Origin of the sequence: Streptomyces sp. CB01635, from assembly GCF_002803065.1 — a bacterium.
Lineage (GTDB): Bacteria > Actinomycetota > Actinomycetes > Streptomycetales > Streptomycetaceae > Streptomyces.
The window spans coordinates 159,116-183,102 of record NZ_NNBL01000005.1 but is presented as its reverse complement, the minus strand read 5'-3'; the positions used below and the strand labels follow the sequence as shown (position 1 = coordinate 183,102).

Here is a 23,987-nt window from a genome sequence, read left to right as displayed (position 1 = left end):
TTCTGGGGGAGGCGGCTCATCCGTGAGGCTTGGCGCGGACGTGCATGCGTTCCCCCTGCCTCCCGAAGAGGCTGAGGAGTTCGACGGGCCGCCCGTCCGCGCTGCTGAACCAGTGCGGGACCCGGGTGTCGAACTCGGCGGCCTCGCCCGGGCCTAGGACCAGATCGTGCTCGGCGAGCACGAGCCGCAGCCGGCCATCCAGCACATACAGCCACTCGTAGCCCTCGTGCGTACGGAGATCCGGCTCGCAGCCCCGGTCGGCGATGACCATCTTGTATGCCTGAAGCGGGCCGGGCGACCGGGTCAGGGGGACGAACGTGCCGCCGCTCGGCATCGGGCGGGGCGTCAGCCGGACCCGGGGATCGCCCACCTCGGGAGCGCCGACCAGCTCGTCCAGTGGCACGCCATACGCACCGGCCAGCGGCAGCAGCAGCTCAAGGCTGGGGCGGCGGTGCCCGGACTCGAGGCGCGAAAGGGTGCTCTTGGAGATGCCGGTGACCTCCGAGAGGGCCGCCAGGGTGAGCCCACGCCGGTCGCGCAGTCGTCTCAACCGCGGGGCGACCTCGTCGAGTACCGCTTGATAGGGCGCTGGCTTGTCCACATCGTCAACGTCATCAACGTCATCAATGTCACCAACGTCACCAACGTCATCCACATCGTCCATGCGGGCATTTCATCCGGCTGTCCCGGAAATGGCAACACAGATTGCCGTTCATGGGCGACGGGTGCACTCTCCTGGCCATGAGCACCCACAGCAATCCCGCGCAGAGCCACGGACACGACCACGCGCACGGTCACGGGCATGACCACGGTTCCGACAGCACCGACATCGACTGGGAGGCCATGACCGACACACTGGAGAACAACGGCGACCTGCACCTCCCGGTCCTGAGGCGGACGGCGAGCCGGCTCGCGGAACTGCTGGGCACGGACAAGCAGGTCCGCCGCATCCTCGACATCGGCAGCGGCCCGGGCGTGATGACCTGCGCGCTCGCCGAGGCCTTCCCGGACGCCGAAGTCGTCGCGGTGGACGGCTCGCCCGCACTGCTCGACCGCGCTCTGGCCCGCGCCGAACGGCTCGGACTCGGCGACAGGGTGACGATCCGGCACGCGGAGCTGCCGGGCGACCTGGAAGGCGCCGACGGGCAGACGGGCGGTGGCCTCGGTGAGGCCGATCTGATCTGGAGCAGCAAGGCTGTTCACCACATCGGTGATCAGCAGGGTGTCCTGGCCGCGCTCACCGAGGCGCTGCGGCCAGGTGGCATGCTCGCGGTCGCCGAGGGCGGACTGCCCATGCGCTGCCTTCCCCGCGACATCGGCATCGGCAAGCCGGGGTTCCAGGCGCGGCTCGACGCCCTGCAGGAGTACTGGTTCGAGCGGATGCGCTCCGAGCTGCCAGGCAGCACCCGCACGGTCGAGGACTGGCCCGCGATGCTCGGCAGGGCAGGACTCACGGACGTCGGCAGCTTCACGTACCTGCTCGACCTGCCGGCGCCCCTGGGCGAGACGGCCCGCACGTTTTTGCACAACCAACTGACGCGGCTGCGCGACGTGATGAGCGAGACCCTGGAAGCCGACGACCGCAAGACGCTCGACGTCCTGCTCGACGACTCGGCGCCGGAGAGCATCCTGCGACGCCCCGACGCGTTCGTGCTCTCGGCCACCACCGTCTTCGCAGGCGTGCGCCGGGCGTCGTGACGACCGGCGGGCGGGGTGCTCCGTCTGCGTGGAACGTGTGGGCTCGTTTGTGTGATGCGCCTGTGTGGCTGGCGTGATCCGCGTTCCCGGCTGTGCTTACCGTGGCCTCTCGTCGAGGGTTGGAGCGCGCATGCCCGAGCAGGAACTTGAAGTGGAGCAGCGGCGGGAACCGTCCGTGCCGTTGGGTGTCGGGGTGCGGCGGGCCACGCTCGACGACGGTCGCGTGGTGACCATCGTGTGCGAGGCGGGACTGCCCCAGAACGAGGTGAACGCCATCGCCGCCCGCGTCGCCGAGTCGAGCCTGAAGCGCTGACACATCGACGTCGCAACGCCCCATGGAATTCGCCTTCGGCGGAGGGCGTTGCGGCGTACCCGGCGGGGGCACGTGGGGCATATACAGGCACGTGCGCGTTCAGCGCCGGAGCAGGGCGCCAGACGAAGTTCTCACCCAGCATCAGATGTCCCCACGGCCCCCGACTTTGCGGTGCGCCGTCCGGCGCAGGATGCGACCGGCAGTTCTCCGCGCGCGGGGAGCCGCGCCAGGCCGGAATCCGGCTGGTGGCCGTGGGGGCCCTCACGACCATGGGGTGATGACGACGATCCGTGAGGCTCCCCCCGGTGACATCGACGCCATGGTCCGTCTGAGCGGCATGGTTCAGCGGCTGCACGGGCAGCACCGGCCGGACCTGTTCGTCGACGAGCCGTCGCAGGCAGGGATGACGGAGCTCTTCCGGAGCTGGCTGAGGGACGAGGCCTCGACCCTCCTGGTCGCCGAGTCCGACGGGGGCGAAGTGGTGGGCCACCGGGATTCATTCGCAGTGCATCGGGCTTCAGCCCGGTGGTGAAGTGAATCTGGAGATCGCGACGCGGAGCGTCGCGGCGTGCCTCCCTGCGGAGCAGGGAGGTGTGGTGACTTCGCCGCCCGCCCGGCCTCCGCCCCACGCGTCCAACGATCATTGGCGGGTGCTATAGATCGAACTTGAGCGCGAGCGTCAAACAGGAGGACTGATCGTGATCAGTTCCGGTCTTCTGGGGCGGCGCCTGGGAGGGCGCGCCTAGGGTGACGTTCATGCAGCTCCGGTACGCCTTCAGGTTGTACCCGGAACCGGGTCAACGCTCCGCGTTGGGCCGGGCGTTCGGGTGCGCGCGGGTCGTGTTCAACGACGCGGTGCGGGCCCGGAAGGACGCTCACGCGGCGGGTCTGCCGTATCCGAAGGCCGCCGAGCTGTCCCAGACCCTGATCACCCAGGCGAAGCGGACGGTGGAGCGGTCTTGGCTGGGCGAGGCGTCCTCGGTGGTGCTCCAGCAGTCTTTGCGCGATGTGGAGGCCGCCTACCGGGCGTTCTTCGCCTCCCTCAAGGGTGAGCGTAACGGCGCGAGGGTGGGGGCACCGCGGTTCAAGTCACGCAAGGATCCGAGGCAGTCGATCCGGTTCACGGCCAACGCCCGCTGGTCGATCACCCCAACCGGCCGGCTGAATCTGCCGAAGATCGGTGAGGTGCGGGTGAAGTGGTCGCGCACCCTGCCCGTGGTGCCGTCCTCGGTCACGGTGATCAAAGACAGTGCGGGCCGGTACTTCGCGAGCTTTGTCATCGGCACCGACCCGGCCGCCGACGCCGGCCGGATGCCCGCCACCGAGCAGGCCATCGGTATCGACCTGGGCCTGACCCACTTCGCGGTGCTGTCCGACGGCACGAAAATCGACTCCCCGTGGTTTCTGCGCCGGGCGGAGAAGAAACTCAAGAAGGCCGGGCGGGAGCTGTCCCGCAAACAGAACGGCTCGAAGAACCGGGCCAAGGCCCGACTCAAGGTTGCCCGCGCGCATGCGCAGGTCGCTGATGCGCGCAAGGAGTTCCACCATCAGCTCTCCACCCGGTTGATCCGCGAGAACCAAGCGATCGCCGTGGAAGACCTGTCGGTCAAGGGCCTCGCGCGCACCAAACTGGCCAAGTCCGTCCATGACGCGGGCTGGTCACAGTTCGTGACCATGCTCGCCTGCAAGGCGGCTCGGTACGGGTGGACCTTTATCAAGATCGGTCGGTTCGAGCCCACCAGCCAGGTGTGCTCGGCCTGCGGACACCACGACGGGCCCAAACCCCTGCACGTCCGGGAGTGGACCTGCCCTGTCTGCGGCACACGGCATGACCGGGATGTGAACGCCGCCAAGAATGTGAAACAGGCCGCCGGACTGGCGGCATCGGCCTGCGGAGCGAAGGTAAGTCCAGAACCCGTTCTGGCCCAACGCGAAGAAACAGGAAGCCACGGAATCCCTGCAGGAAGCCGTGCCGCGTAGCGGCACAGCAACCCGCGGGACGGCCAGAATCCTCGAGCTTCAGCCCGAGGAGCATGTCAAACGTTCTGCCGCGTCGAAAGGCGGGAGGCGGCCCTGATCACCCTGCCCGCCGCGGTGGTCTCCATGGAGCACCTGGCCGTGGACCTCCGGCAGCGCTCGGATCGGGGTCGGCGCGGCGCTGGTGGAAGCCGTCCGTGATGTGGCCGCCGAGCCGGATGCCGGCGGCTGGTCGCGAGCGTGTGGGAGTTCAACGCCGCGGCACGGCCGTTCTGCCAGGCCATCGGGTTGCGTCCGATGCAGGTGCGGATGGACCAGTCGCCGTAGGGCGCCCGCTGCGGGGAGAGGACCGGTGCCTCACATCACCCGAGCAGGGCGGCGGGGCGGGAGATGAGCCACCTCTGGACGGCGAGCGCGACGGTGTCGTCGAGGGCGCTGAGCGCGTCGATGGCCTCCATGTCGTCGGGGTGGGGCGGGATCCCGGCGGTGGTGAGCGTGGCGTTCAGGCTGAGGCGGTGCCGGTCGCGGGGCGTCAGGAGCGAGGGGGCCGGCGGAACGATGTCCAGGCGCTGCTCCGGGTCGGGCAGCGGGAGCAGGAAGTCGGCGTCGGCATCCCGGTCGGGGGTCGGCAGGACGGTGGCAGAAGAGTTCACGGCACTTCCTCACGACGGTCGGACGGTGTCGGTCTGTGCCGGACAGGAGGCTGCCGGGCCGCCGGTTGGTTCCGCCCTGCCCGCCACAACACCCGAACGCCCTAATCACAGCACATGGACGGACATCAACTGCCAATCGGAGAAGACGCTTTCACTTGCGTCTTCACTCGCGTCTTCATCTGCTCTCTCACCTGCGCCCCGGCGACACGACGTGCAGTTCGCACGCCTGTCGTATCGGCCAAAACGTCCTGCCGCTCTTGAACGGATCCGACGTTGAGTGCGCGGTCCGCGTGCCGCAGCATCCCCCGCAGCCCCTCGCGATCCACCGCGGGGCGTGGGACATCCAGGAGGACTCATGCGCGTGACGGCCCGTCAACTGTGCCGCCGCAAGCCGCTGGAGAGCATGATCGGCGAGGCGGAGGGCGAGGCCTCGGGGCCGGGCGGTCTGCGGCGCAGTATGGGGCTGACGCAGCTGACCCTGCTGGGGATCAGCTCCGTCGTCGGCACCGGCATCTTCTTCGTGCTCGGCACGGCGGTCCCCAAGGCGGGACCGGGCGTGGTGCTCTCCTTCGTCGTCGCGGCGGTGGTCGCGGGGCTCGCCGCGCTGTGTTACGTCGAACTGGCCGGTGCGATCCCGGTGGCCGGCAGCACGTACTCGTACACCTACGCGTCCCTCGGCGAGGGAGTGGCGTATCTGGTCGCCTGGTGTCTGATTCTCGAGTACGGGGTCGCGGTCTCCACCGTGGCGGTGAGCTGGGGGCAGTACCTCAACGAACTCACCGACGCGCTCTTCGGGTTCACGCTGCCCGACGCGATCAGTCAGCCGCCCGGCGCCGGGGGAGTGGTGAACGTCCCGGCGCTCGTCGTGGTGCTGCTCTGTTCCCTGCTGCTGGCACGTGGCACGCGCGAGTCCGCACGCCTCAACGCCGTCATGGTGTGTGTCAAGCTGAGCGTCCTCGTGCTGTTCGTCGCCGTGGCGTTCACCGCGTTCCGCGCCGGTCACTTCGCCGACTTCGCACCGCACGGCGCGTCCGGCATCGGGGTCGCCGCCTCCGCCGTCTTCTTCTCCTACGTCGGCTTCGACACCGTCGCCACGGCGAGCGAGGAGGTCCGCAACCCGCGGCGCACCATCCCGCTCGCACTGCTCCTGACGCTCGGCGCGGTCACGGTGCTGTACATCCTGGTGTCCCTCGCGGCGGTCGGCGCACAGCCCGCCGGCCGGTTCGGCGCGCAGGCCGACGCGGGCGAAGCGGTCCTCGCCGAGATCCTGCGCGACGTCACGGGCGCCGGGTGGCCCGTCGTGCTGCTGTCGGCCGGTGCCGTGGTGTCCATCTTCAGCGTGGTGCTGGTGACCCTGTACGGGCAGACGCGCATCCTCTTCTCGATGGCCCGCGACGGGCTCGTCCCCGAGGTCTTCCGCCGCGTCGACCGCAAGCGGCACACCCCGGTCGGTAACACATGGATCGTGGGGGCCGGCGTCGGAGCGCTGGCCGCGTTCGTACCACTGCAGTACCTGGCCGACCTGACCAGCATGGGAACCCTCGTCGCGTTCGTGGCCGTGGCGGCGGCCGTCATCGTCCTGCGCCGCATCGCCCCCGACGCGCCGCGGCCCTACAAGGTGCCGCTGTATCCGGTCGTGCCGATCGTGTCCGCGGCGTCCTGCCTCTACCTCGCGTGGCTGCTGCCGGGCGTCACGTGGGTGCTCTTCGGTGTGTGGCTGGTGCTCGCGGCGGTGCTCTACCTGACGTTCGGCCGCCGCCACTCCGCCCTGCGTGGGCGGGGCGCTCCAGCAGAGGAGGCCATCGTGACAACTACCTCTGCGCAAGCCTGAGTTCGAGCCACGCGGCAAGCCGTACCTCGCGGTCGTCGAGGTCGAGACCGAAGAGTTCGCGTACCCGCCGCAGCCGGTAGCGCAGGGTGTTGGGATGCACCCGCAGACCGGCGGCGGCGCTCGCGACATCCCCGGTCGCGTCCAGCCAGGCCGTGACCGTCGCCGCGTAGTCGGTGCCCTGCTCCCCGTCGTGCGCCAGCAGCGCGGCGACCCCGGGCAGCCGCAGCCACGGCTCCCGGCGCAGCTCGTCTCCGAGCCGGTTCAGCAGGACCACATGCCGTACGTCCTCGGCGGTGGCCGTGGGCGCGTCGCCCGGGCCGCCGCCGGTGGCCCGGAGAATGTCGTCCGCCTCGCGCCGCAGCGCACCGGCCCGCAGCAGGTCCGGGTACGCCCGCGTCACCACGGCCCGCACCGGAGTGCCCAGCGCGGCCCGCACGGTCCCCAGCGCACCGTCCGCGAACCTCCGTGCGGCGGCGGGCGAGAGCGAGGTCAGCAACACGTACACCGCACGCGCCGACGCCGTCACCGTCGCCGACGGCAGGTGCGCCGCGCAGTACCGGACCAGGGACGACTCCAGGTGGGCGACGAGGGCGCTGCCCTCGTCCGGGGCGAACGCGGCCAGGCACACCTTCTCCCCCTGGCCGAGCCCGAGCCGGCCCGCTGCCTCGTCGGCCGGCGGCCCGTACCCCTCGAGGAGCGCCCGCAGAGTGTCCCGGCGCACGCGCTGCTCGGCCTCGGTCGCGTTCAGCGCGCGCAGCAGATGCGGGGCTGCCAGCCGCGCCGCGTCCCGCAACGCCGACTCGGCCTGCTCCGACAGGCCGCCCTCCGGCTCGATGGCCCACAGAGTCCCCAGCGGCAGGGTCCCCGCCCGCACCGCGACCGCCGCACGCGCCAGCTCGTCGCGCGCCCGGGGGAACCGCACCACGCCCTGCGCCGCCAGCACATCGCGGTACTGCTGCCGCTGGCCCGGGTCGTCAGGGACCCGCCGCTCCAGGATGCCGCGTTCGCGCAGGCTGTCGATGCGCTGGCCGGGGACGTTCGAGTAGGCGACGACATGCTGGTCCAGGTCCTCCACCGCGACCGAGCCGCCCACCACGGCGGCCACCGCGTCGGCCAGCGCGAAGAGTTCCTCGGTTCCGGCAGGGGCCGACGGGGACAGGTCGCCCACTCCGTACGCCGCGAGGGCGCAGCCGATCTCCGCGTCCACGTACCGCCACGGGACCGCGTCGCCGGCGGCAAGGACCGCCACGGAACACCGCTCGGCCTCGGCCGTCAGCCGATCCGCCTCCTGCCCACGGCACTTGACGACCACCCCCGCGTACCCCTCCGCCGCCGCGCGCCGCAGCACGGTACCCGTACGCGGATCGGCCACGTCCGCGCCGACGAGCAGCAGCAGCGCCGAGGGGGCCGCGGGCAGCGGGTCGCCCGGGTCGTGGATGACCGTGCCGCGCACCGGGACGTCGAGTCCGGCGGGTGTGGCGAGCGCGCGGAGGGGACCGGTGGAGCCGACGAGCAGGCGCAAGGAGCCCGCGGCCCGGCCGTCGGGGATTGTCCGATCAGACAACGGGGGCCTCGATTCCTGGGGCGGGACGCCGGTGAAGGCGACGGGGGAAGCCGCCAGGATAGGCCCATCGACCAGGGACAGGAGCCATCGCCCATGAGCGCCACGACCGCCATCTCAGATATCGTCGGACTCTTCCCGAAGGGGACAAATCTCGCCCCGGACGGCGAGATGGTCGTCGGCGGATGCCGCCTCGACGACCTCGCCGAGCGCTTCGGCACCCCCGCCGTCATCGTCGAAGAGGGTGCTCTCAGGGCCCGCGCACGCGAGTACGTGGACGCCCTGAAGCGTCATTGGCCGAACGGACAAGTGGTCTTCGCGTCGAAGTCCTTCCCGTGCACCGCCGTCGTCCGGGTGATGGTCGAGGAAGGGCTCGGCGTGGACGTCGCCGGAGGCGGAGAACTCGTGGCCGCACTCGCCGCGGGCGCCGACCCGGCCCGGCTCGTCGTCCACGGCAACGCCAAGACCGACGAGGAACTCGCCATGGCGGTCGGCGCCGGAGCCGGCACGATCGTCATCGACAACTTCGACGACATCGACCGCCTGGAGAAGATCGTCACGGACGAGCAGCGCGTCCTGATCCGCGTCATCCCGGACGTCGAGGCCGACACCCACGAGGCGATGGCCACCGGCCACGCCGGTTCCAAGTTCGGCCTCTCCGTGCCCGACGCGGTGCGCGCCGCGGCCCGGCTGCGCGCCAGTGACCGGCTCCGCCTCGACGGCGTGCACGTCCACGTCGGCTCGCAGCTCCTCGACACCGCCCCGTTCGCCCGCGCCGTCGAGGCCATCGCCTCCCTCGGCGAGCTGGGCGAGCACGCGGTGTACGACCTGGGCGGCGGCCTGGGCGTCCGGTACACCTACGCGGACCAGGCGCCGACGGTCGACGAGTATGTACGGACCCTGACCGAAGCGGCCCGCGCCCACCTCCCCGCGAGCGCCCGGCTGATCATCGAGCCCGGACGGTCCCTGGTCGCCGAGTCGGCGCTCACCCTCTACCGCACGGTCACCGTCAAGCGGGGCCGCCCGCGCGCCCTCGTCGCCGTCGACGGCGGCATGGGCGACAACCTCGAACCCATGCTGTACGGCCAGCGTTTCGAGGCGACGGTCACCTCCCGCGTAGGCGGCGGGGAGCCCTGCGACCTGGTCGGCCGGCACTGCGAGTCGGGCGACACCCTCATCCGCGATGTACCGCTGCGCGCCCCGGCCGTCGGCGACCTGATCGCGGTACCGGTCACCGGCGCGTACTGCTACTCGATCTCCAACAACTACAACGGCGCCCGCCGCCCCCCGGTCGTCTTCTGCCGCGACGGGGAGGCCCGCGCCGTGGTCCGCCGCGAGACGTACGAGGACCTGCTGCGCCGCGACCAGTGACGGTGCCCCCGTAGGGGAGCGGTGTCCGATGGCCCCCGTCCCCGGATCCGGACGAATGGCCCTAGAGCGACCGTGCGACCGCGGCCACCACCTCGGCGGTCGCCTCGCAGAAGGCGCTGACGGAGGCATCGCCCACGCAGCGGCCCGCCACCGGGTTGTACACGCAGCCGAGCACCCCGGCGTGATCGGTGGCCTGTTCGCTGAGTGCGCAGTCCCAGCCGTGCGCGCGCAGCGCTTCGTGCATTTCCCGAGAGGACTCGACGGGGACGGCGGGGTCCTCCGTGCCGTGCACGAGCCGTACGGGCACACGTGCCGTGGCGCGCCCGAGCGCCTGGAGGGGCACGGCTCCCGTGGTGCGCGCCGGGCGCCGGTAGCCGCCCGCGATGCCGACGACCGCGGCGGGCGGCCTGCTGCTCGGGCCGCCGAAGTGGTCCGGGTCCAGGGCCACCCCCAACGCGGCGCCCGCACCCGCCGACCAGCCGGCGACGACCAGCTGCCGGGACGGGCCGGCGAAGTCGTGGGCGAACCGCAACGAATCGGTGAGGTGCGCGCGGCCCTCGTCGGGGGTGTCCGCACGCCAGTCGGGGACGAGGACGGTGAGGCCCCGCTCGGCCATGCCCTGGGCCAGCGGGATCATCACGTCGCGCTCGTCGGACCCGATGCCGTGCCACAGAAGGACGCAAGGACCCCCGGCCTGGGGCGAGTTGTGGATGTCGAGAGGCTTCTGCTCCCTGCCGGTGGGATAGGTCACGGTGCGGATCGTTGCGCTCAAGGCCGTTCCTCCGGGCCGCCGGAATGCTGCATCATGACCCCATCCTTGCCGCACCACCGCCGCGAAGTCTCCCCGGGTGGCCGGGATGGATACGAGCGACCTCCCGGACCGGACAAAGTAGGCTGGATACGCGAATCCGAAGGGACGTCACGTCACCATGAGACTGACCGGACCGGACAGCCGCGGGGTGCAGGAGCGGCTGGGAAAGAACCTCTTCGCCCGTGTCGCGGGCCCGGAGGGGCCCAAGAACCGCGTCCGTATCCACGAAACCCCCGGACCCCGCTGGTTCGGCCCTGACCGCCCCATCCGCGCGGTGCACGGGGACGCGTCCATGTTCATCGGCGGGCTCTCCGCCCTGCTGCTGCAGTCGCTCCACCCGCTCGCCATGGCCGCCGTGTCCGCCCACTCGGGCTTCCGCGGCGACCCATGGGGCAGGCTCCAGCGCACGAGCACCTTCCTGGCGATGACGACGTACGGCCCAGCCGACGGCGCGCAGGAAGCCTGCGACCAGGTGCGGGTTGTCCACGCGCGGGTGCGCGGGGTGACCGCGGAGGGCGAGGCGTACCACGCGGGGGATCCTGACCTGCTGGGCTGGGTCCACATCGCGGAGGTCGACAGCTTCCTGCGGGCTCATCAGCGGTACGGTGCCCAGCCGCTGACGGGCGACGAGTACGACGGCTATGTCGCCGACGCGGCGCGGGTCGCGACCGCGCTCGGCGTACTGGACCCGCCGACGAACCGGGCGGAGCTCGCCGAGCGGTTCACGGTGTACCGGGGTGAGTTGCGTGCGACTCCCGAGGCGCGCGGCGCCGCCCGCTTCCTCCTCCTGAACCCACCGGTGCCGCTGGTCGCCCGCCTTCCCTACGGCGTTCTGGCCGCGAACGCCGTTTCCCTGCTGCCCAGTTGGGCGGCGGCGGAACTGCGGCTGCCGCGGCTGCCGTTGGTCGACACCGTGGCCGTACGGCCGCTCGGCCGCGGCGTCACTTCGCTGGTGCGCTGGGCCATGGCCCCCAACCGTCCCCTACCGGCCCCACCGGCGGGCTGACTTGGTGTCGGTGGGGCCGGTCCTGGGCGTCCCGCACTATTGGTCCGTGTACGCCTCCAGTTCGGAGAGCTGGGCGGCGGGCCACCCGGTGTTGTCGGTGAAGGTGAGCCGTAGGTAGCGGGTCGGCGTTCCGGTCAGGGCGACCTCCGTCGTGTTGCCGCTGTTCGGGTTGAAGGTGTAGCCGGCGGACGTCCTGAGCGTCGTGAACGTGGAGTTGTCCGTGCTGCCCGACACGCTCAGCGTCTGCGTGCGGGTGGCCCACGCCGCCGCGGGCGGCAGCTTCAGGACGAGGCGCTTGACCGCCTTGGCGGATCCCAGATCGACGGTGATCGTCTGCGGGAAAGCGTTGTTCGTGCTCTCCCAGTACGAGCCCGCGTCACCGTCCACCGCGTTCGTGGCCTTGTACACGTCGGCGTGCCCGGATTCCGCGACCGGGCGGCCCTTGGCGAGGTTGCCCGGGTCGGACGGCGGATCGGTGGGCGGATCGGTCGGGTCGCCGCCGCCCTGCGGCACGCCACCGTTGGTCCACACGGGGTCGGGCCACGTGCCGGTGCAGGCGGGCGGGTCCGCGTACCAGCCGGAGTTGGTGCCGGTGCGGGTCATCTGGAAGCCGCTGCCCACGCAGTTGTGGATGGGGTTGTTCTGGGCGATGTGGGTGGCCGTCACGTTCTCGAAGGTGGCGGTGCCCGGCGCCTGGATCTGCAGGGCGTACGTGCCCGCCCCGTCGATGCGGATGTTCTTGAAGTGCAGGCCGTTGGTAGCGCCCTCGATGAGGTGGATCGCCGCGTAGGAGCTGTCGAGGACTTCGCTGTCGGTGATGTTCAGCGTCGCGTCGACGGGTTCGTTGAGGCCGCTGAACCAGATCGCGCCGACGCCGAAGCGCCAGTTGAAGTCGTTGTTGCCCGCGCGGATCAGCGTGTTGCGCGCCGCGGTGATCGTGCCCGAAACCGCCGTACCCTGACCGGAGTTGACACCCGGATAGCGGTTGGCGATGTGCAGGCCGCCGCCATTGGTGACGGTGTCGGACATGACGTTGTCCGACAGGACGATGTCCTTGCCGCCGTACGTGACGATGTTGTTCGCCAGGATCGGCAGGATCACGGTGTTGAACGTGAACTTGTCGGCGACGTTGGGCTTCGCCTCCGCCCACATCGCCAGGCCGTCGTCGCCTGTGTTGCGGACGAAGGTGTTGGTGACGGTCGAGTTCGTGACCCCTTGGTGGAAGTTCACACCGTCGGCCGTCTGGTCGAGGATGCGGCTGTTCTTGATGGTGAGGTGGTCCATGGGGCCGTCCATCCAGGCGCCGCACTTGGTGTGCTGCATCCAGACGTTGTCGACGGTGGAGTCGGACAGCGCGCCGCCTATGGCGTTGACCTGGTCGTTGTCGACGCGCTCGCGGATGTCGCCGATGATGGCGAAGTCCTTGAGGGTGACGCCGCTGCTGCCGCCCTGCGCCGCGTACTTGCCGTAGACACCGACCGCCTTGCTGCGGTCCGAGGGGTCACGCCCGGTGAGGACGCTGTACCAGGGGCCCGCGCCTCGCAGGGTCACCTTGTCCACCACGATGTGGTCGCGGACCTGGAAGGTGCCTTCGGGGATGTAGACCTCCTTGTTCTGCGCCTTTCCCGCGTCGACGGCTGCCTGGATCTTGGCGGTCGAGTCCGCGGCGCCGGTGGGGTCGGCGCCGAAGTCGCCGACGACGTCCAGCGCTCCGGCCGGTTTGCCGGTCGGAGCCGCGACCTGCTCGAAGTCCGCGAGGTCGACGGTGAACGAGGGCGAGTCCGAGACCGAGGCGACCTGGAGCCTGATCTTCGTGCCGACGGGCAGCGTCGAGCCGAGCAGGGTCCGGGTCTCGTCGTAGAAGTGGTGCGGGTTGGTGTCGCCCGGGTTGTTGTTGAACGGGTAGCCCCCGTAGTACCAGCCGTACTTGGAGGTGACGGGGACGCTCTTGAGCTGGTTGCCGTTGACCTTGAGGTCGATCGACGCGTCCCGGCCGGTGCCCGCCGCGTTGTCCGGGAGCGAGTAGCGGAACGACATCGCGTTCGCCGGGGCGGTGAGGGTGAACTCGACGTACTCGCCGACGGCGTCCAGCGTGACCGCCTGACGGCCGGACGCCTCCGAGGGCAGCTTGCCGTAGATGCGGTCCGGGCCGGTCAACGAGCCGTTGGTGGCGGCGTATTCGGCCTCCTGCTCCTTGAAGGGGACGGCCGCGCCACGGTCCTTGACGTCGAGCGGGGAGGGGGCCTGGACCGCTGCGGCCCTGGCCGCGGGGGCGGAGGTGGAGAGCGCGACGGCGGTGGCCGTTCCTGACACCGTCAGCGCCATGACTAATGTCGTGACCATGCCATATCTGAGCAGATGACTTCTCGGGGGGTGCACCACGGAAGGGGTCCTTGTCGCTCGTGGGAACACTGCGAACGCTCAGAGGCTAGGGCGCCCGATGGGCTGATCGCCATAAGTGTGCGCAAGATTTTGATATGGACGTGAAAATCCACGACATCACCTGGTAAGAAGGCGCGAGAGGATTCTATGAGGGGGCGTGACCTCAGGGTGCGCGCCAGGGGGCGGTCCGCCTACCCTGGTGATCATGAGTGGTGAGAGGGATCTGCGGACCCTGTTGAGCGGCATGCGGCCGGAGCTGAACCCCGGGCGCTACGTCTTCACCACCGTCGACGGCGCGATTCCGGCCGGCGTCACCCCCGTGGTGACCGTCGCCGAGCGGGAGGCCCTGACGCTGGTGGTCCCGCTGGAGGAGGCCGACGCGGCAGGTCTCGCCCACGACTACGTGGCGGGGTGGATCACCCTGCGTGTCCACTCGGCGCTGGAGGCCGTGGGCCTGACCGCGGCCGTCGCCCAGGAGCTCGCCATCGCGGGCCTGAGCTGCAACGTCGTGGCGGGGTTCCACCATGACCACCTCTTCGTCCCGCACGAGCGGGCGGGTGAGGCGGTGGCGCTGCTGCAAGACCTCGCGCACCGGTCGGCCACTACGTGACGAGGCCGGACACGGGTCACCCGAGAACGCGGCCCTCAAGTGCCGTGCGCCAGGCGGGCGGTGTCGGTTCCCGGGCCGGGGCGTCGCGGCGGCCGCCGCGGGCGAAGAAGTCCTCCAGGGGAAGGGTCGCCGCGCCGACCGTGACCGCGTCGGGGCCCAGCTTGCCCAGCTCGATGGTGGCCTTTCCGGCCGGGTAGGACAGGGCGTACTTCGTGCTGTGCTTCCGGACGTCGTCGAGGAAGCGGGAGCCGAACTGCAGCCCGGCCCAGCCGCCGATCAGGATGCGCTCCGGCTGGAAGAGGTTGATCAGGTCGGACAGTCCGGCGCCCAGGTACTCGGCCGTCTTCGCCATCACCTCGTAGGCCACCGGGTCGGGATCGGTCCCGTCCGTCGGGCACGCGGCGGCGAGCAGCGCCGTCAACTGGGTCTCCTCGTCGGCTCCTTGGGGCGGCTGCCCGCCGGCCTCGCGCCACCGTTCCAGTACGGACTCGGCCCCCGCATACGCCTCCAGGCAGCCCGGCGCGCCGCACCGGCACGTCCGCCCGCCGGCCTGCACCGTCAAATGGCCCCACTCCAGCGCCCGCCCCCTCCCGTCGGCGAAAAGGCAGGCGCCGACCCCGGTGCCGAAGAGGACGATCGCGGCGCTGCGCGCACCGCGCCCGGCGCCGAACCACATCTCCGCCTGCCCGAGCGTCTTGGCGCCGTTGTCGATGAAGTACGGCACTGTGGACGGAAGTTGGGAGGAAGCCCGTAGCAGCGCCTCCAACGGGACCGCGTCCCAGCCGATCGTCTGGCAGTGGACGACGGCCCCGGACTCGGGGACCCGCTCGACGACACCGGGAACGCCGATCCCGATCCCGAGAAGGTCGTCCGCCGGTACGCCGGCCTCGGCGAGTACCTGCTCGATGCCGCTGCGGATGTGTTCCACGACGACGGCGACGTCGTACCCGTCGCCCGTCAAGGGGATGTCGGCGCGGGCGAGTTCGGTGAGGGTCACGTCGAAGACCTCCACGCGGACGCGGGTCTCGCCGACGTCGATGCCGATCAGATTGCCGCTGTGCGGGCTGACGCGGAGCAGGATGCGCGGCCGGCCGCCGTCGGAGTCCAGGCTGCCGGCCTCCTCCACGAGCCCGTCGGCGGCGAGTTCGGCCACCACGTTGCTGACGGATCCTGAACTCAGTCCCGTGAGCGGGCCGAGCGCCTGGCGGCTCGTCGGGCCGTCGAAATACAACTGTTGCAGTATCACTGCTCGGTTGGCTCTGCGCAGGTCACTCACCGTGCGTCTGCTCCGCCGATCCATCTGGGCTCCTTCCTGACCTGCGACAGACGCAAGGTACCCCTGCCCAAACCCTTGACGCGACCTTTCCGCGCGGTTTAACTCACAGCCTAAATTAAGTCGTGGGTGACTTCAGGAACTGAACGCCGAGCGCTTCGGCCTGCAGACTCGCGCCCCGGCTTGGACGCTCCTGAGGAAGGGACACCTGGAGCCATGCAAAGAATTCGAGCACTCGCCAGTAGCGCGGTCGTCGTCTCCCTGCTGGCCGCTGCGACCGCCTGCGGCGGGGGTTCATCCGACGAGGGATCGAACGAGTCGCCCAAGACCCTCACCTACTGGGCGTCCAACCAGGGGCCGAACGTCGAGGCGGACAAGAAGATCCTCCAGCCCGAACTCGACAAGTTCGAGAAGCAGACCGGCATCAAGGTCAAGCTGGAGGTCGTCCCCTGGTCCGACCTGCTCACCCGCATCCTCACGGCGACCACCTCGGGTGAGGGCCCCGACGTCCTCAACATCGGCAACACCTGGTCGTCCTCGCTCCAGGCGACCGGCGCTCTCGTCCCGTGGGACCAGAAGAACTTCGACAAGATCGGCGGCAAGGACCGCTTCGTGGAGTCGGCGCTCGGCTCGACCGGCGCGCAGGGCAAGGACCCGGCCGCCGTACCGCTCTACTCGATGGCGTACGCCCTGTACTACAACAAGGCGATGTTCAAGGAAGCCGGCATCACCGAGCCGCCGAAGACCTGGGACGAACTCACCGCGGACGGCGCGAAGATATCCAAGGGCGGCAAGTGGGGACTCGGGGCCGAGGGCTCCAACCTCTCCAACAACATCCACCAGGTGTTCGTCCTCGCCAAGCAGCACGGCGGCGACTTCTTCACCGCGGACGGCAAGGCCGACTTCACCAACGACGCAGCGGTCGCGGCCGTCAAGCAGTACGTCGACATGATGGCCACGAACAAGATCATCGCTCCTGGCAACGCCGAGTACGCGAAGAACCAGTCCCTCAGCGACTTCTCCAAGGGCAAGACCGCCATGGTCCTGTGGCAGGCCGCGGCCACCACGTTCAAGTCGCAGGGGATGCAGGACGACGAGTGGGGCGTCGCCCCGGTGCCGGTCCAGTCGGGTGCGCCCGGCGCGGGCAAGGCCACCAACTCGATGGTGGCGGGCATCAACCTCGCCGTCTTCAAGAACACGAAGAACATCGACGGCTCCATGAAGTTCGTGAAGTTCATGACCAGCGACGCCGAGCAGAAGCTGCTCTGCAAGACCTACGGCTCCATCCCGCCGGTCAAGGCCGCCCAGAGCGACCCGGCGTTCGACCGGCCCGAGCTCAAGGTGCTGCGCGAGACCCTCGCGACCAGCGCCACCGCGCTGCCCCAGGTGTCGGACGAGTCCCAGTTCGAGACCTCGGTCGGCACCGCCGTCAAGAACCTCTTCGCCCAGGCGGCGAACGGCAAGAAGCTCTCCACGGCTGACGTCAAGGCCGAGCTGACCAAGGCTCAGCAGCAGATGGCCAGTCAGTGAGCGATGTGCCCATGACCACCATCGTGAACTCCCCGAAGGGGGATCCGGCGGTGCGTGAGGACACCCCCGGGGCGACGCGCAAGCCGCGCCGCCCCGGGCGCATCCGCCGCCTGGGACTTCCGTACCTGCTGTTGCTCCCCGCGCTGCTGCTCGAGATCCTCGTCCACCTGCTGCCGATCGCCATCGGCTTCTTCATGGCGTTCAAGGAACTGACCCAGTTCTATCTGCGGGACTGGGGCGCGGCTCCCTGGGCCGGCCTCGGCAACTTCGACGTGGCCGTCGACTTCAACGCACCAGTCGGAAAGGCCCTGCTCCACTCGTTCTGGATCACCTGTGTCTTCACGCTCATGTCGGTCGGCCTGTGCTGGCTCCTCGGCACGGCGGCGGCCGTCTTCATGCAGGAGACGTTCACCGGCCGCGGCTTCCTGCGCACCCTGTTCCTGGTGCCGTACGCACTGCCCGTCTACGCGGCCGTGATCACCTGGGCGTTCATGTTCCAAAGGGACAACGGCCTGGTCAACCATGTGCTCCACGACCAGCTCGGCCTCACCGGCGGGCATCCCTTCTGGCTCATCGGAGACAACAGCTTCTTCGCGCTGCTGACCGTCTCGGTCTGGAAGGGCTGGCCGTTCGCCTTCCTGATCGTGATGGCCGGGCTCCAGAACATCCCCAAGGAGCTCTACGAGGCCGCAGCTATGGACGGCGCGGGCATCTGGCAGCAGATCCGGCGCATCACGATTCCCTCGCTGCGCCCGGTCAACCAGGTGCTCGTACTCGTCCTGTTCCTGTGGACGTTCAACGACTTCAACACACCCTTCGTGCTGTTCGGCAGGGCGGCGCCCGAGGCGGCCGACCTCATCTCCGTGCACATCTACCAGTCGTCCTTCGCCACCTGGAACTTCGGCACCGGCGCGGCCATGTCCGTACTCCTGCTGCTGTTCCTGCTCCTGGTGACGGGGATCTACCTGGTGCTCACCTCACGAGGGAGGAAGGTCTCCCGTGGCTAGCCCCACCGTCTCCCGCGGCGCTCCGCGCTCGCCCATGGCGTCCCCGCGCTCCTTCATCTGGTCCCGCCGGATCTTCCTGACCCTGCTCACGGGCTTCGTCCTGCTGCCCGTCTACGTCATGATCTCCAGCTCGCTCAAACCGCTGGAGGACGTGTCGGGCAAGTTCCGCTGGATGCCCAGCGGGCTCACCATCCGGCCCTACTTCGACATCTGGAAGACCGTCCCGCTGGCGAAGTACTTCCTGAACTCGCTGATCGTGGCCGGTGCCGCCACGGTCTGCTCGGTCGTGATCGCCGTCTTCGCCGCCTACGCGGTCAGCCGCTACCAGTTCCGCGGCAAGCGCGTCTTCACGGTGACGGTCCTGTCGACGCAGATGTTCCCCGGCATCCTCTTCCTGCTGCCGCTGTTCCTCATCTACGTCAACATCGGCCAGTCCACCGGGATCGCCCTGTTCGGCTCACGCGGCGGACTGATCCTCACCTATCTCACCTTCTCCCTGCCCTTCTCGATCTGGATGCTCATCGGGTACTTCGAATCGGTTCCCAGGGACCTGGACGAGGCCGCGATGGTGGACGGCTGCGGACCGCTCAAGGCGCTGTTCCGCGTCGTCGTCCCGGCGGCGATCCCCGGCATCGTCGCGGTCGCCGTGTACGCGTTCATGACCGCCTGGGGAGAAGTGCTCTTCGCCTCCGTCCTGACGACGGACACCACCCGCACCCTCGCGGTCGGCCTCCAGAACTACTCCACCCAGAACGACGTGTACTGGAACCAGATCATGGCCGCCTCACTCGTCGTGAGCATCCCCGTGGTCGCCGGATTCCTGCTGCTCCAGCGCTACCTCGTCGCCGGTCTGACCGCCGGGGCCGTGAAGTGAGCAGTACACCGGACCGTGCCGCCGACCCCTCGCCCGAAAGGACGTCAGTGTCCAAGCCCATCGACTTCGCCGCTCTCCCGAAGGACTTCGCCTGGGGCACGGCCACCTCCGCCTACCAGATCGAGGGAGCCGTCGCCGAGGACGGCCGCGCCCCCTCGATCTGGGACACCTTCTCGCACACCCCCGGCAAGGTCGACAACGACGACCACGGGGACGTGGCGTGCGACCACTACCACCGCTGGCGCGAGGACATCGCGCTGATGAAGCAGCTCGGCACCAACGCCTACCGGCTCTCGCTGGCGTGGCCGCGGATCGTGCCCGGCGGCGACGGCCCCGTCAACGCCAAGGGCCTCGACTTCTACGACCAGTTGATCGACGGCCTCCTCGAAGCCGGCATCGAGCCGTCCGTCACCCTCTACCACTGGGACCTCCCGCAGACCCTCCAGGACCGGGGCGGCTGGCCCGAGCGCGACACGGCGAAGCACTTCGCCGACTACGCCACCGTCGTCGCCGAACGATTCGGCGACCGCGTCACCCAGTGGGCCACCCTCAACGAACCTCTGTGCTCGGCCTGGATCGGCCACCTCGAAGGCCGCATGGCCCCCGGCGTCACCGACCTCACCGCCGCCGTCCGCGCCTCCTACCACCTGCTGCTCGGCCACGGCCTCGCCACCCAGGCGATCCGCGCCGCGGCACCCGACGCGCGCATCGGCATCGTCAACAACCTCTCCACCGTCCAGGCCGCCACCGACCGCCCCGAGGACGCCGCAGCGGCCCACCGCATGGACGGCCACACCAACCGCTGGTGGCTCGACCCCGTCCACGGCCGCGGCTTCCCCGCCGACATGCGCGACGTCTACCGGGTCGAACTCCCCGAACAAGCGGGGGACTTGGAGACAATCGCCGCCCCGCTCGACTGGCTCGGCCTGAACTACTACATGCCGGCCGTCGTCGCCGACGACCCCACAGGACCCGCCCCGCACGCCCGCGAGGTGCGCCGCCTAGGCGTCCCGCGCACCGGCATGGACTGGGAGATCGACGCGAGCGGCATCGAGACCCTGCTCCTGCGCCTCACCCACGAGTACGGCGCCCGCAAGCTCTACGTCACCGAGAACGGCTCCGCCTTCCCCGATGTCGTACGGCCCGACGGATCCGTCGACGACCCCGGACGCACCGAGTACCTGGAGGGCCACCTCGCGGCCTGCGCCTCCGCCGCCCGCAAGGGGGCACCGCTCGCGGGTTACTACGCCTGGTCCCTCCTGGACAACTTCGAGTGGGCCTACGGCTACGACAAGCGCTTCGGCCTCGTCCACGTCGACTACAAGACGCAGCGACGCACCATCAAGGGCAGCGGCCACCGCTACGCGGACATCGTCCGCAGGCACCGGCAGGGGAGGGGACTCAGGGGCAACGCGGCCTGACGCGTTCCCGCGGCTTTTGCGCCCGTACGCTCACGCATGTCCGCTTGAATGCGTGCGGTATCGCCTACAGCATGGTCGGGCTGACGAAGCTCGAGGGTGCGGCGCACAGGCCGCGAGGAAGGTTTCCCCATTTCTGGAGCGGGCGAGAACCGGAATTTCTGGGGGCGGCGCGCTGCACGGCGGCGCGCACTCCTCGGCGCGCTGAGCGGACTGCTGGCCTGTTACGCGGCCCTGGCCACCGCCGAACTGGCGGCGGCCGTCACCCGTCCCCAGGCGAGCCCTGTGGTGGCGGTGGGAGGCGCGGCGATCGACCGCACGCCGACCGCGGTCAAGGACTGGGCGATCCGGAATTTCGGCACGAGTGACAAGCTCGTTCTGCAGCTCGGCATCGTCGCCGTGCTGGCCCTCCTCGCGGTGGCCCTGGGCCTCGTCGCCACCCGCCACCGCCGCGCCGGATCGGCCGGCGTCCTGATCTTCGGCGTGATCGGCGCACTCGCGGCCACCACTCGCCCCGACTCGACGAGCATGGCCGACGCCGTGCCGTCCGTCGTCGGCGCCCTGGTGGGTGCCTGGCTCCTGTACGTGCTCACCGGCCGGGCGCGGACCACGCTGACCGAGGAGCCACCCGAGGGCAGCACCGACCCCGGATGGGACCGGCGAGGGTTCATCACACTCGCGACGACCGCCGCCGTCGTCTCCACCGCCGCCGGACTGCTGGCCCGGGCCTCGCGCGGCACGCAGGACGAGAACGCCGTGGGCTCACGCAACGGCGTCAAGCTTCCCGTTCCGGCGTCACCGGGCAAACCCACCCCGGCGGGCGCCCAGTTGGCGATCCCCGGCATCGGCGCGTTCACCACACCGAACAAGGACTTCTACCGGGTCGACACCGCGCTGGTGGTCCCCATGGTGGACGCCACGAAATGGCGGCTGCGGATCCACGGCAAGGGTGTCACCCGTCCCGTCACCCTGACCTTCGACGACCTGCTGCGACGGCCGCTCATCGAGCGCGCCATCACCCTCACCTGCGTTTCGAACGAGGTCGGCGGCGCCCTGATCGGCAACGCCCGCTGGATCGGCGTACGCCTCGCCGACGTGCTCGCCGAGAACGGCGTCAGGCCCCCGTCGAAGGGCGGCCCCGCGGACCAGCTGGTCGCCCGCTCCGTCGACGGCATGACGATCGGCAGTCCGGTCGAGGACATCATGGACGGGCGCGACGCGATGCTGGCTCTGGGGATGAACGGTCAGCCCCTGCCGTTCGCCCACGGGTTCCCCGTGCGCATGCTCGTCCCGGGTCTGTACGGCTACGTGTCGGCCTGCAAGTGGATCGAGGACATCGAGCTCACCACCTTCGCCGACTACGACGCGTACTGGGTGAAGCGGAGCTGGGCCCAGCAGGCGCCCATCAAGACGGAGTCCCGTATCGACACCCCCAAGCCCTTCGTGAACCGCAAGGCCGGCACGGTCATGGTCGCGGGGGTGGCCTGGGCGCAGCGTCGCGGGATCGAAAAGGTCGAGGTCCGCGTCGACGACGGGCCGTGGGAGCGGGCCACGCTCGCGGCGGAGGACACCCGCGACACCTGGCGCCAGTGGTCCTATCCCTGGCAGGCGACCTCGGGAGGGCACCGCCTGACGGTCCGCGCGACCGATGGCACGGGCCGGACACAGACGGCGCAGCGCGCCGACCCCGTACCGGACGGGGCAAGCGGATACCACTCGATTCAGGTGGAGATCGGCTGACGGCGGTGAAGGGCGACGGGCCGTGGTCCGTCGCCCTTCACCGGTGGGGTCAGAGTCAGGGGTACGAGACCACGGTCGAGGGCACCGTGGACGTGCCGGACGTGGCGCCGCCGATGTCGTTGATGACGTGCTCGTACTGTCCCTGGCCACCCAGGGACACGACGAGCAGGTCGTGGAACTTCACCCCCGACGTGTTGGGCGCCGCGAAGCCGTGGTCCTGGCGGATGGTGTTGTCCGACGTGTAGTTGCAGTAGCTCCCCAGGCCCCAACCCTCGTGCGTGGTCACGGAGTCGGCGACCTTGTAGGCGGCGAAGCCCTTGACGTTGCCGTCCTGGACGGCGGCCTGGTTCGGGGCGTCGTACGCCTTCTCGTTCTGGAAGAAGATCGTGCGGCCGCGCTGGCCGGCCCAGTACACGTCGTACTTGTTGAAGTGCTCGACGAACAGGCCGGTGGCCAGGACGTCGTCGCCGTTGACGCGCACGCCGTAGTCGGCGCGGTTGGTCTCCCAGCCGACGCCGTCACCGTGGTCGGCGCGCCAGACCCACGTGTGGTCGATGATCGTGTGCCGGCTGTTGACCACGATGCTGGTGGTGGCCTTGCCGGGGCCCGCGCCGCCGATCCGTACGAAGACGTCCTGGACGGTGACGGGGTTGGCGGAGTGGTCGGCGGACGCTCCGGAAGGCCCGACTTCCAGCAGGGTCTGCGAGTTGACCGCACCCGCGTCGATCAGGAATCCGGCCAGGCGCACGCCGTCGACATCGGCGGTCTTCACCGCGGTGACACCGTTGTCCGGGATGAGGGTGGCGTACCCGAGTCCGAGCACGACGGCGTTCGCGCGGTTCACCTCTATGGCCGCGTCGAGGTGGTAGATGCCTGGCGTGAGAAGGAGGTTGAGGCCCTGGTCCAGCGCCGCGTTGAGGGTGGCGGCGGTGACGCCCGGCTTCGCCACGTAGAACTGGGTGAGTGCGAGAGAGGTGCCGCGGGGCGTGCCGCTGCCCCAGGTGGTGCCGCGCGCGTCGGTGCGCTTCTCGGGCAGGAAGACCTTGTAGTCGGCGCCGTCGAGGTAGAGGAAGGGCTTCTCGCGGGAGACCGGGGTCGTGTTGAGCGTGGTGTAGGGCGGGTCCGGGAAGCTCTGCGCGGGGGCGCCCTCGACGCCGGAGAACACCATGTTCCAGACGGCGTTGGTCCAGCCGCCGACGGAACTGTCGCGGGTGTACCACTGCTGCTGCGAGTACGGCCCGACGGTGCCGTCGATGCGGCTGTCGGCGATGTAGCCGCCGCTGGCCCAGCCGTAGCCGTCGGGGGCGAGATTGAGGCCGCCCCTCACGTGCATGCGGCGGAACGGCGCGGCCTGTGCGACGGCCCAGCGATTGGTGCCGTTGACGGGGGTGAGGGCGAGGTTCTCGGCGGAGCGCCAGAAATTCTGGGTGGCGTTGCCGTTGAACCAGCCGGCGTCGACCGTGACATCGCCGTTGATCGAGGTGTCGTCGGGGGACAGGCCGAGTCCGGCGATCGAGGTGTAGAAGCCGAGCTGGGCGTTGAGGCCGTTGTAGGTACCGGGCTTGAACAGGAACGCGTAGCGGCCGGAGCCGAACTGTGCGGACTCCTGCTGTTTGAAGATCTCGTCCAGCTTGGCCTGGATGCCGGGTGTGGAAGGGTCGAACACGATCACGTTGGGGCCCAGGTCGCCGCCGCCGGGCAGGGGGTCGGCGGCGGGCTTCGCGGAGGCGGGCGACCCGACTGCGAGGAGGCCGGGAACCGTGGCCGCGGTCGCCGCCATGACGCCGAGAACGGTCCGACGTGAGGGGGAGACGGAACCGGCGGCGGGCGAACTGGACGTCGTTGAGGGGTCCGTGGGGGGCGTGAGCATAGGGGCGACTCTCCTGGTTCAGAAATTGAACGAATGAGGGGGGTGGGAGCGCTCTCTTGCGG

The 23,987-nt window shown here is 70.0% G+C and carries 20 protein-coding genes; 13 read left to right on the top strand and 7 right to left on the bottom strand.

Translation table 11 applies throughout. The features are described 5' to 3' along the window. Positions 1-16: 16 nt before the first annotated feature. Positions 17-601: a helix-turn-helix domain-containing protein gene (locus tag CG723_RS18215; RefSeq protein ID WP_234374371.1), complete on the bottom strand. Its 585-nt coding sequence runs from the start codon at positions 599-601 to the stop codon at positions 17-19. A 140-nt stretch (positions 602-741) separates the two neighbouring features. On the opposite strand from CG723_RS18215, the gene CG723_RS18210 reads away from it, so the two are divergent. The 4 genes from CG723_RS18210 to CG723_RS18195 all read left to right on the top strand — a co-directional run bounded on the left by CG723_RS18210 (position 742) and on the right by CG723_RS18195 (position 3,991). Continuing rightward, a complete protein-coding gene (locus CG723_RS18210; RefSeq protein WP_100594674.1) occupies positions 742-1,698 on the top strand; it encodes a class I SAM-dependent methyltransferase in 957 nt (318 codons plus the stop codon). A 130-nt stretch (positions 1,699-1,828) separates the two neighbouring features. Further along, positions 1,829-2,011, top strand: coding sequence for a hypothetical protein (locus CG723_RS18205; RefSeq protein ID WP_100594486.1), 183 nt, complete (start codon positions 1,829-1,831; stop codon positions 2,009-2,011). Between the two features lie 277 nt (positions 2,012-2,288). Then, positions 2,289-2,543: a hypothetical protein gene (locus CG723_RS18200; RefSeq protein WP_159032476.1), complete on the top strand. Its 255-nt coding sequence runs from the start codon at positions 2,289-2,291 to the stop codon at positions 2,541-2,543. Between the two features lie 224 nt (positions 2,544-2,767). After that, positions 2,768-3,991 (top strand): RNA-guided endonuclease InsQ/TnpB family protein, encoded by a 1,224-nt coding sequence (locus CG723_RS18195; RefSeq protein WP_100594673.1) that lies wholly within the window; start codon positions 2,768-2,770, stop codon positions 3,989-3,991. A 359-nt stretch (positions 3,992-4,350) separates the two neighbouring features. Here CG723_RS18195 and CG723_RS18190 read toward each other — a convergent pair whose 3' ends face one another. Next, entirely contained in the window at positions 4,351-4,641 is a 291-nt protein-coding gene (locus CG723_RS18190; protein WP_100594484.1) for a hypothetical protein, read from the bottom strand. Positions 4,642-4,996: 355 nt separating this feature from the next. Between CG723_RS18190 and CG723_RS18185 the strand changes: the two genes are divergently transcribed. Next, entirely contained in the window at positions 4,997-6,472 is a 1,476-nt protein-coding gene (locus tag CG723_RS18185; RefSeq protein WP_100594483.1) for an APC family permease, read from the top strand. On the opposite strand, the gene CG723_RS18180 is transcribed toward CG723_RS18185, so the two are convergent. Then, positions 6,453-8,036 carry a PucR family transcriptional regulator gene (locus CG723_RS18180; RefSeq protein WP_159032475.1) on the bottom strand — a complete coding sequence of 528 codons (1,584 nt, stop codon included), beginning with the start codon at positions 8,034-8,036 and terminating at the stop codon, positions 6,453-6,455. The two genes, CG723_RS18185 and CG723_RS18180, sit on opposite strands and share 20 nt — an antisense overlap. A gap of 93 nt (positions 8,037-8,129) precedes the next feature. Between CG723_RS18180 and lysA the strand changes: the two genes are divergently transcribed. Further along, a complete protein-coding gene (lysA, locus tag CG723_RS18175) occupies positions 8,130-9,404 on the top strand; it encodes a diaminopimelate decarboxylase (protein ID WP_100594481.1) in 1,275 nt (424 codons plus the stop codon). 61 nt (positions 9,405-9,465) lie between these two features. On the opposite strand, the gene CG723_RS18170 is transcribed toward lysA, so the two are convergent. After that, entirely contained in the window at positions 9,466-10,176 is a 711-nt protein-coding gene (locus CG723_RS18170) for an alpha/beta hydrolase (RefSeq protein ID WP_100594480.1), read from the bottom strand. 157 nt (positions 10,177-10,333) lie between these two features. Here CG723_RS18170 and CG723_RS18165 point away from each other — a divergent pair, with 157 nt between their 5' ends. Next, positions 10,334-11,221 (top strand): oxygenase MpaB family protein, encoded by an 888-nt coding sequence (locus CG723_RS18165; RefSeq protein ID WP_100594479.1) that lies wholly within the window; start codon positions 10,334-10,336, stop codon positions 11,219-11,221. A gap of 36 nt (positions 11,222-11,257) precedes the next feature. On the opposite strand, the gene CG723_RS18160 is transcribed toward CG723_RS18165, so the two are convergent. Continuing rightward, positions 11,258-13,546 (bottom strand): discoidin domain-containing protein, encoded by a 2,289-nt coding sequence (locus CG723_RS18160; protein ID WP_234374370.1) that lies wholly within the window; start codon positions 13,544-13,546, stop codon positions 11,258-11,260. Between the two features lie 262 nt (positions 13,547-13,808). On the opposite strand from CG723_RS18160, the gene CG723_RS18155 reads away from it, so the two are divergent. Continuing rightward, positions 13,809-14,213 carry an ACT domain-containing protein gene (locus CG723_RS18155; RefSeq protein WP_100594672.1) on the top strand — a complete coding sequence of 135 codons (405 nt, stop codon included), beginning with the start codon at positions 13,809-13,811 and terminating at the stop codon, positions 14,211-14,213. Positions 14,214-14,229: 16 nt separating this feature from the next. On the opposite strand, the gene CG723_RS18150 is transcribed toward CG723_RS18155, so the two are convergent. Next, positions 14,230-15,513 carry an ROK family transcriptional regulator gene (locus CG723_RS18150; RefSeq protein ID WP_100594477.1) on the bottom strand — a complete coding sequence of 428 codons (1,284 nt, stop codon included), beginning with the start codon at positions 15,511-15,513 and terminating at the stop codon, positions 14,230-14,232. A 189-nt stretch (positions 15,514-15,702) separates the two neighbouring features. Between CG723_RS18150 and CG723_RS18145 the strand changes: the two genes are divergently transcribed. The 5 genes from CG723_RS18145 (at position 15,703) to CG723_RS18125 (ending at position 22,055) form a co-directional block, all read left to right on the top strand. After that, complete coding sequence (locus CG723_RS18145; protein WP_100594476.1) at positions 15,703-17,016, top strand: ABC transporter substrate-binding protein; 1,314 nt, start codon at positions 15,703-15,705, stop codon at positions 17,014-17,016. A gap of 11 nt (positions 17,017-17,027) precedes the next feature. Then, positions 17,028-18,023 (top strand): carbohydrate ABC transporter permease, encoded by a 996-nt coding sequence (locus tag CG723_RS18140; RefSeq protein WP_100594475.1) that lies wholly within the window; start codon positions 17,028-17,030, stop codon positions 18,021-18,023. A 34-nt stretch (positions 18,024-18,057) separates the two neighbouring features. Beyond that, positions 18,058-18,897 (top strand): carbohydrate ABC transporter permease, encoded by an 840-nt coding sequence (locus tag CG723_RS18135; protein ID WP_100594671.1) that lies wholly within the window; start codon positions 18,058-18,060, stop codon positions 18,895-18,897. Positions 18,898-18,944: 47 nt separating this feature from the next. Further along, positions 18,945-20,318, top strand: a complete 1,374-nt coding sequence (locus CG723_RS18130; RefSeq protein ID WP_199841806.1) for a GH1 family beta-glucosidase — start codon at positions 18,945-18,947, stop codon at positions 20,316-20,318. Positions 20,319-20,447: 129 nt separating this feature from the next. Continuing rightward, positions 20,448-22,055, top strand: coding sequence for a molybdopterin-dependent oxidoreductase (locus CG723_RS18125; protein WP_100594670.1), 1,608 nt, complete (start codon positions 20,448-20,450; stop codon positions 22,053-22,055). Between the two features lie 55 nt (positions 22,056-22,110). Here the strand turns inward: CG723_RS18125 and CG723_RS18120 are convergent, their stop codons facing one another. Beyond that, positions 22,111-23,925, bottom strand: a complete 1,815-nt coding sequence (locus CG723_RS18120) for a coagulation factor 5/8 type domain-containing protein (RefSeq protein WP_100594473.1) — start codon at positions 23,923-23,925, stop codon at positions 22,111-22,113. Between the last annotated feature and the right edge of the window lie 62 nt (positions 23,926-23,987).

Bases quoted from the DNA above. Each gene is read 5' to 3' on its own strand.
- CG723_RS18210 (WP_100594674.1), top strand. From the start codon at position 742: ATGAGCACCCACAGCAATCCCGCGCAGAGCCACGGACACGACCACGCG.
- CG723_RS18205 (WP_100594486.1), top strand. From the start codon at position 1,829: ATGCCCGAGCAGGAACTTGAAGTGGAGCAGCGGCGGGAACCGTCCGTG.
- CG723_RS18200 (WP_159032476.1), top strand. From the start codon at position 2,289: ATGACGACGATCCGTGAGGCTCCCCCCGGTGACATCGACGCCATGGTC.
- CG723_RS18195 (WP_100594673.1), top strand. From the start codon at position 2,768: ATGCAGCTCCGGTACGCCTTCAGGTTGTACCCGGAACCGGGTCAACGC.
- CG723_RS18185 (WP_100594483.1), top strand. From the start codon at position 4,997: ATGCGCGTGACGGCCCGTCAACTGTGCCGCCGCAAGCCGCTGGAGAGC.
- lysA (WP_100594481.1), top strand. From the start codon at position 8,130: ATGAGCGCCACGACCGCCATCTCAGATATCGTCGGACTCTTCCCGAAG.
- CG723_RS18165 (WP_100594479.1), top strand. From the start codon at position 10,334: ATGAGACTGACCGGACCGGACAGCCGCGGGGTGCAGGAGCGGCTGGGA.
- CG723_RS18160 (WP_234374370.1), bottom strand. From the start codon at position 13,546: ATGGCGCTGACGGTGTCAGGAACGGCCACCGCCGTCGCGCTCTCCACC.
- CG723_RS18155 (WP_100594672.1), top strand. From the start codon at position 13,809: ATGAGTGGTGAGAGGGATCTGCGGACCCTGTTGAGCGGCATGCGGCCG.
- CG723_RS18150 (WP_100594477.1), bottom strand. From the start codon at position 15,513: ATGGATCGGCGGAGCAGACGCACGGTGAGTGACCTGCGCAGAGCCAAC.
- CG723_RS18145 (WP_100594476.1), top strand. From the start codon at position 15,703: ATGCAAAGAATTCGAGCACTCGCCAGTAGCGCGGTCGTCGTCTCCCTG.
- CG723_RS18140 (WP_100594475.1), top strand. From the start codon at position 17,028: ATGACCACCATCGTGAACTCCCCGAAGGGGGATCCGGCGGTGCGTGAG.
- CG723_RS18135 (WP_100594671.1), top strand. From the start codon at position 18,058: ATGGCGTCCCCGCGCTCCTTCATCTGGTCCCGCCGGATCTTCCTGACC.
- CG723_RS18120 (WP_100594473.1), bottom strand. From the start codon at position 23,925: ATGCTCACGCCCCCCACGGACCCCTCAACGACGTCCAGTTCGCCCGCC.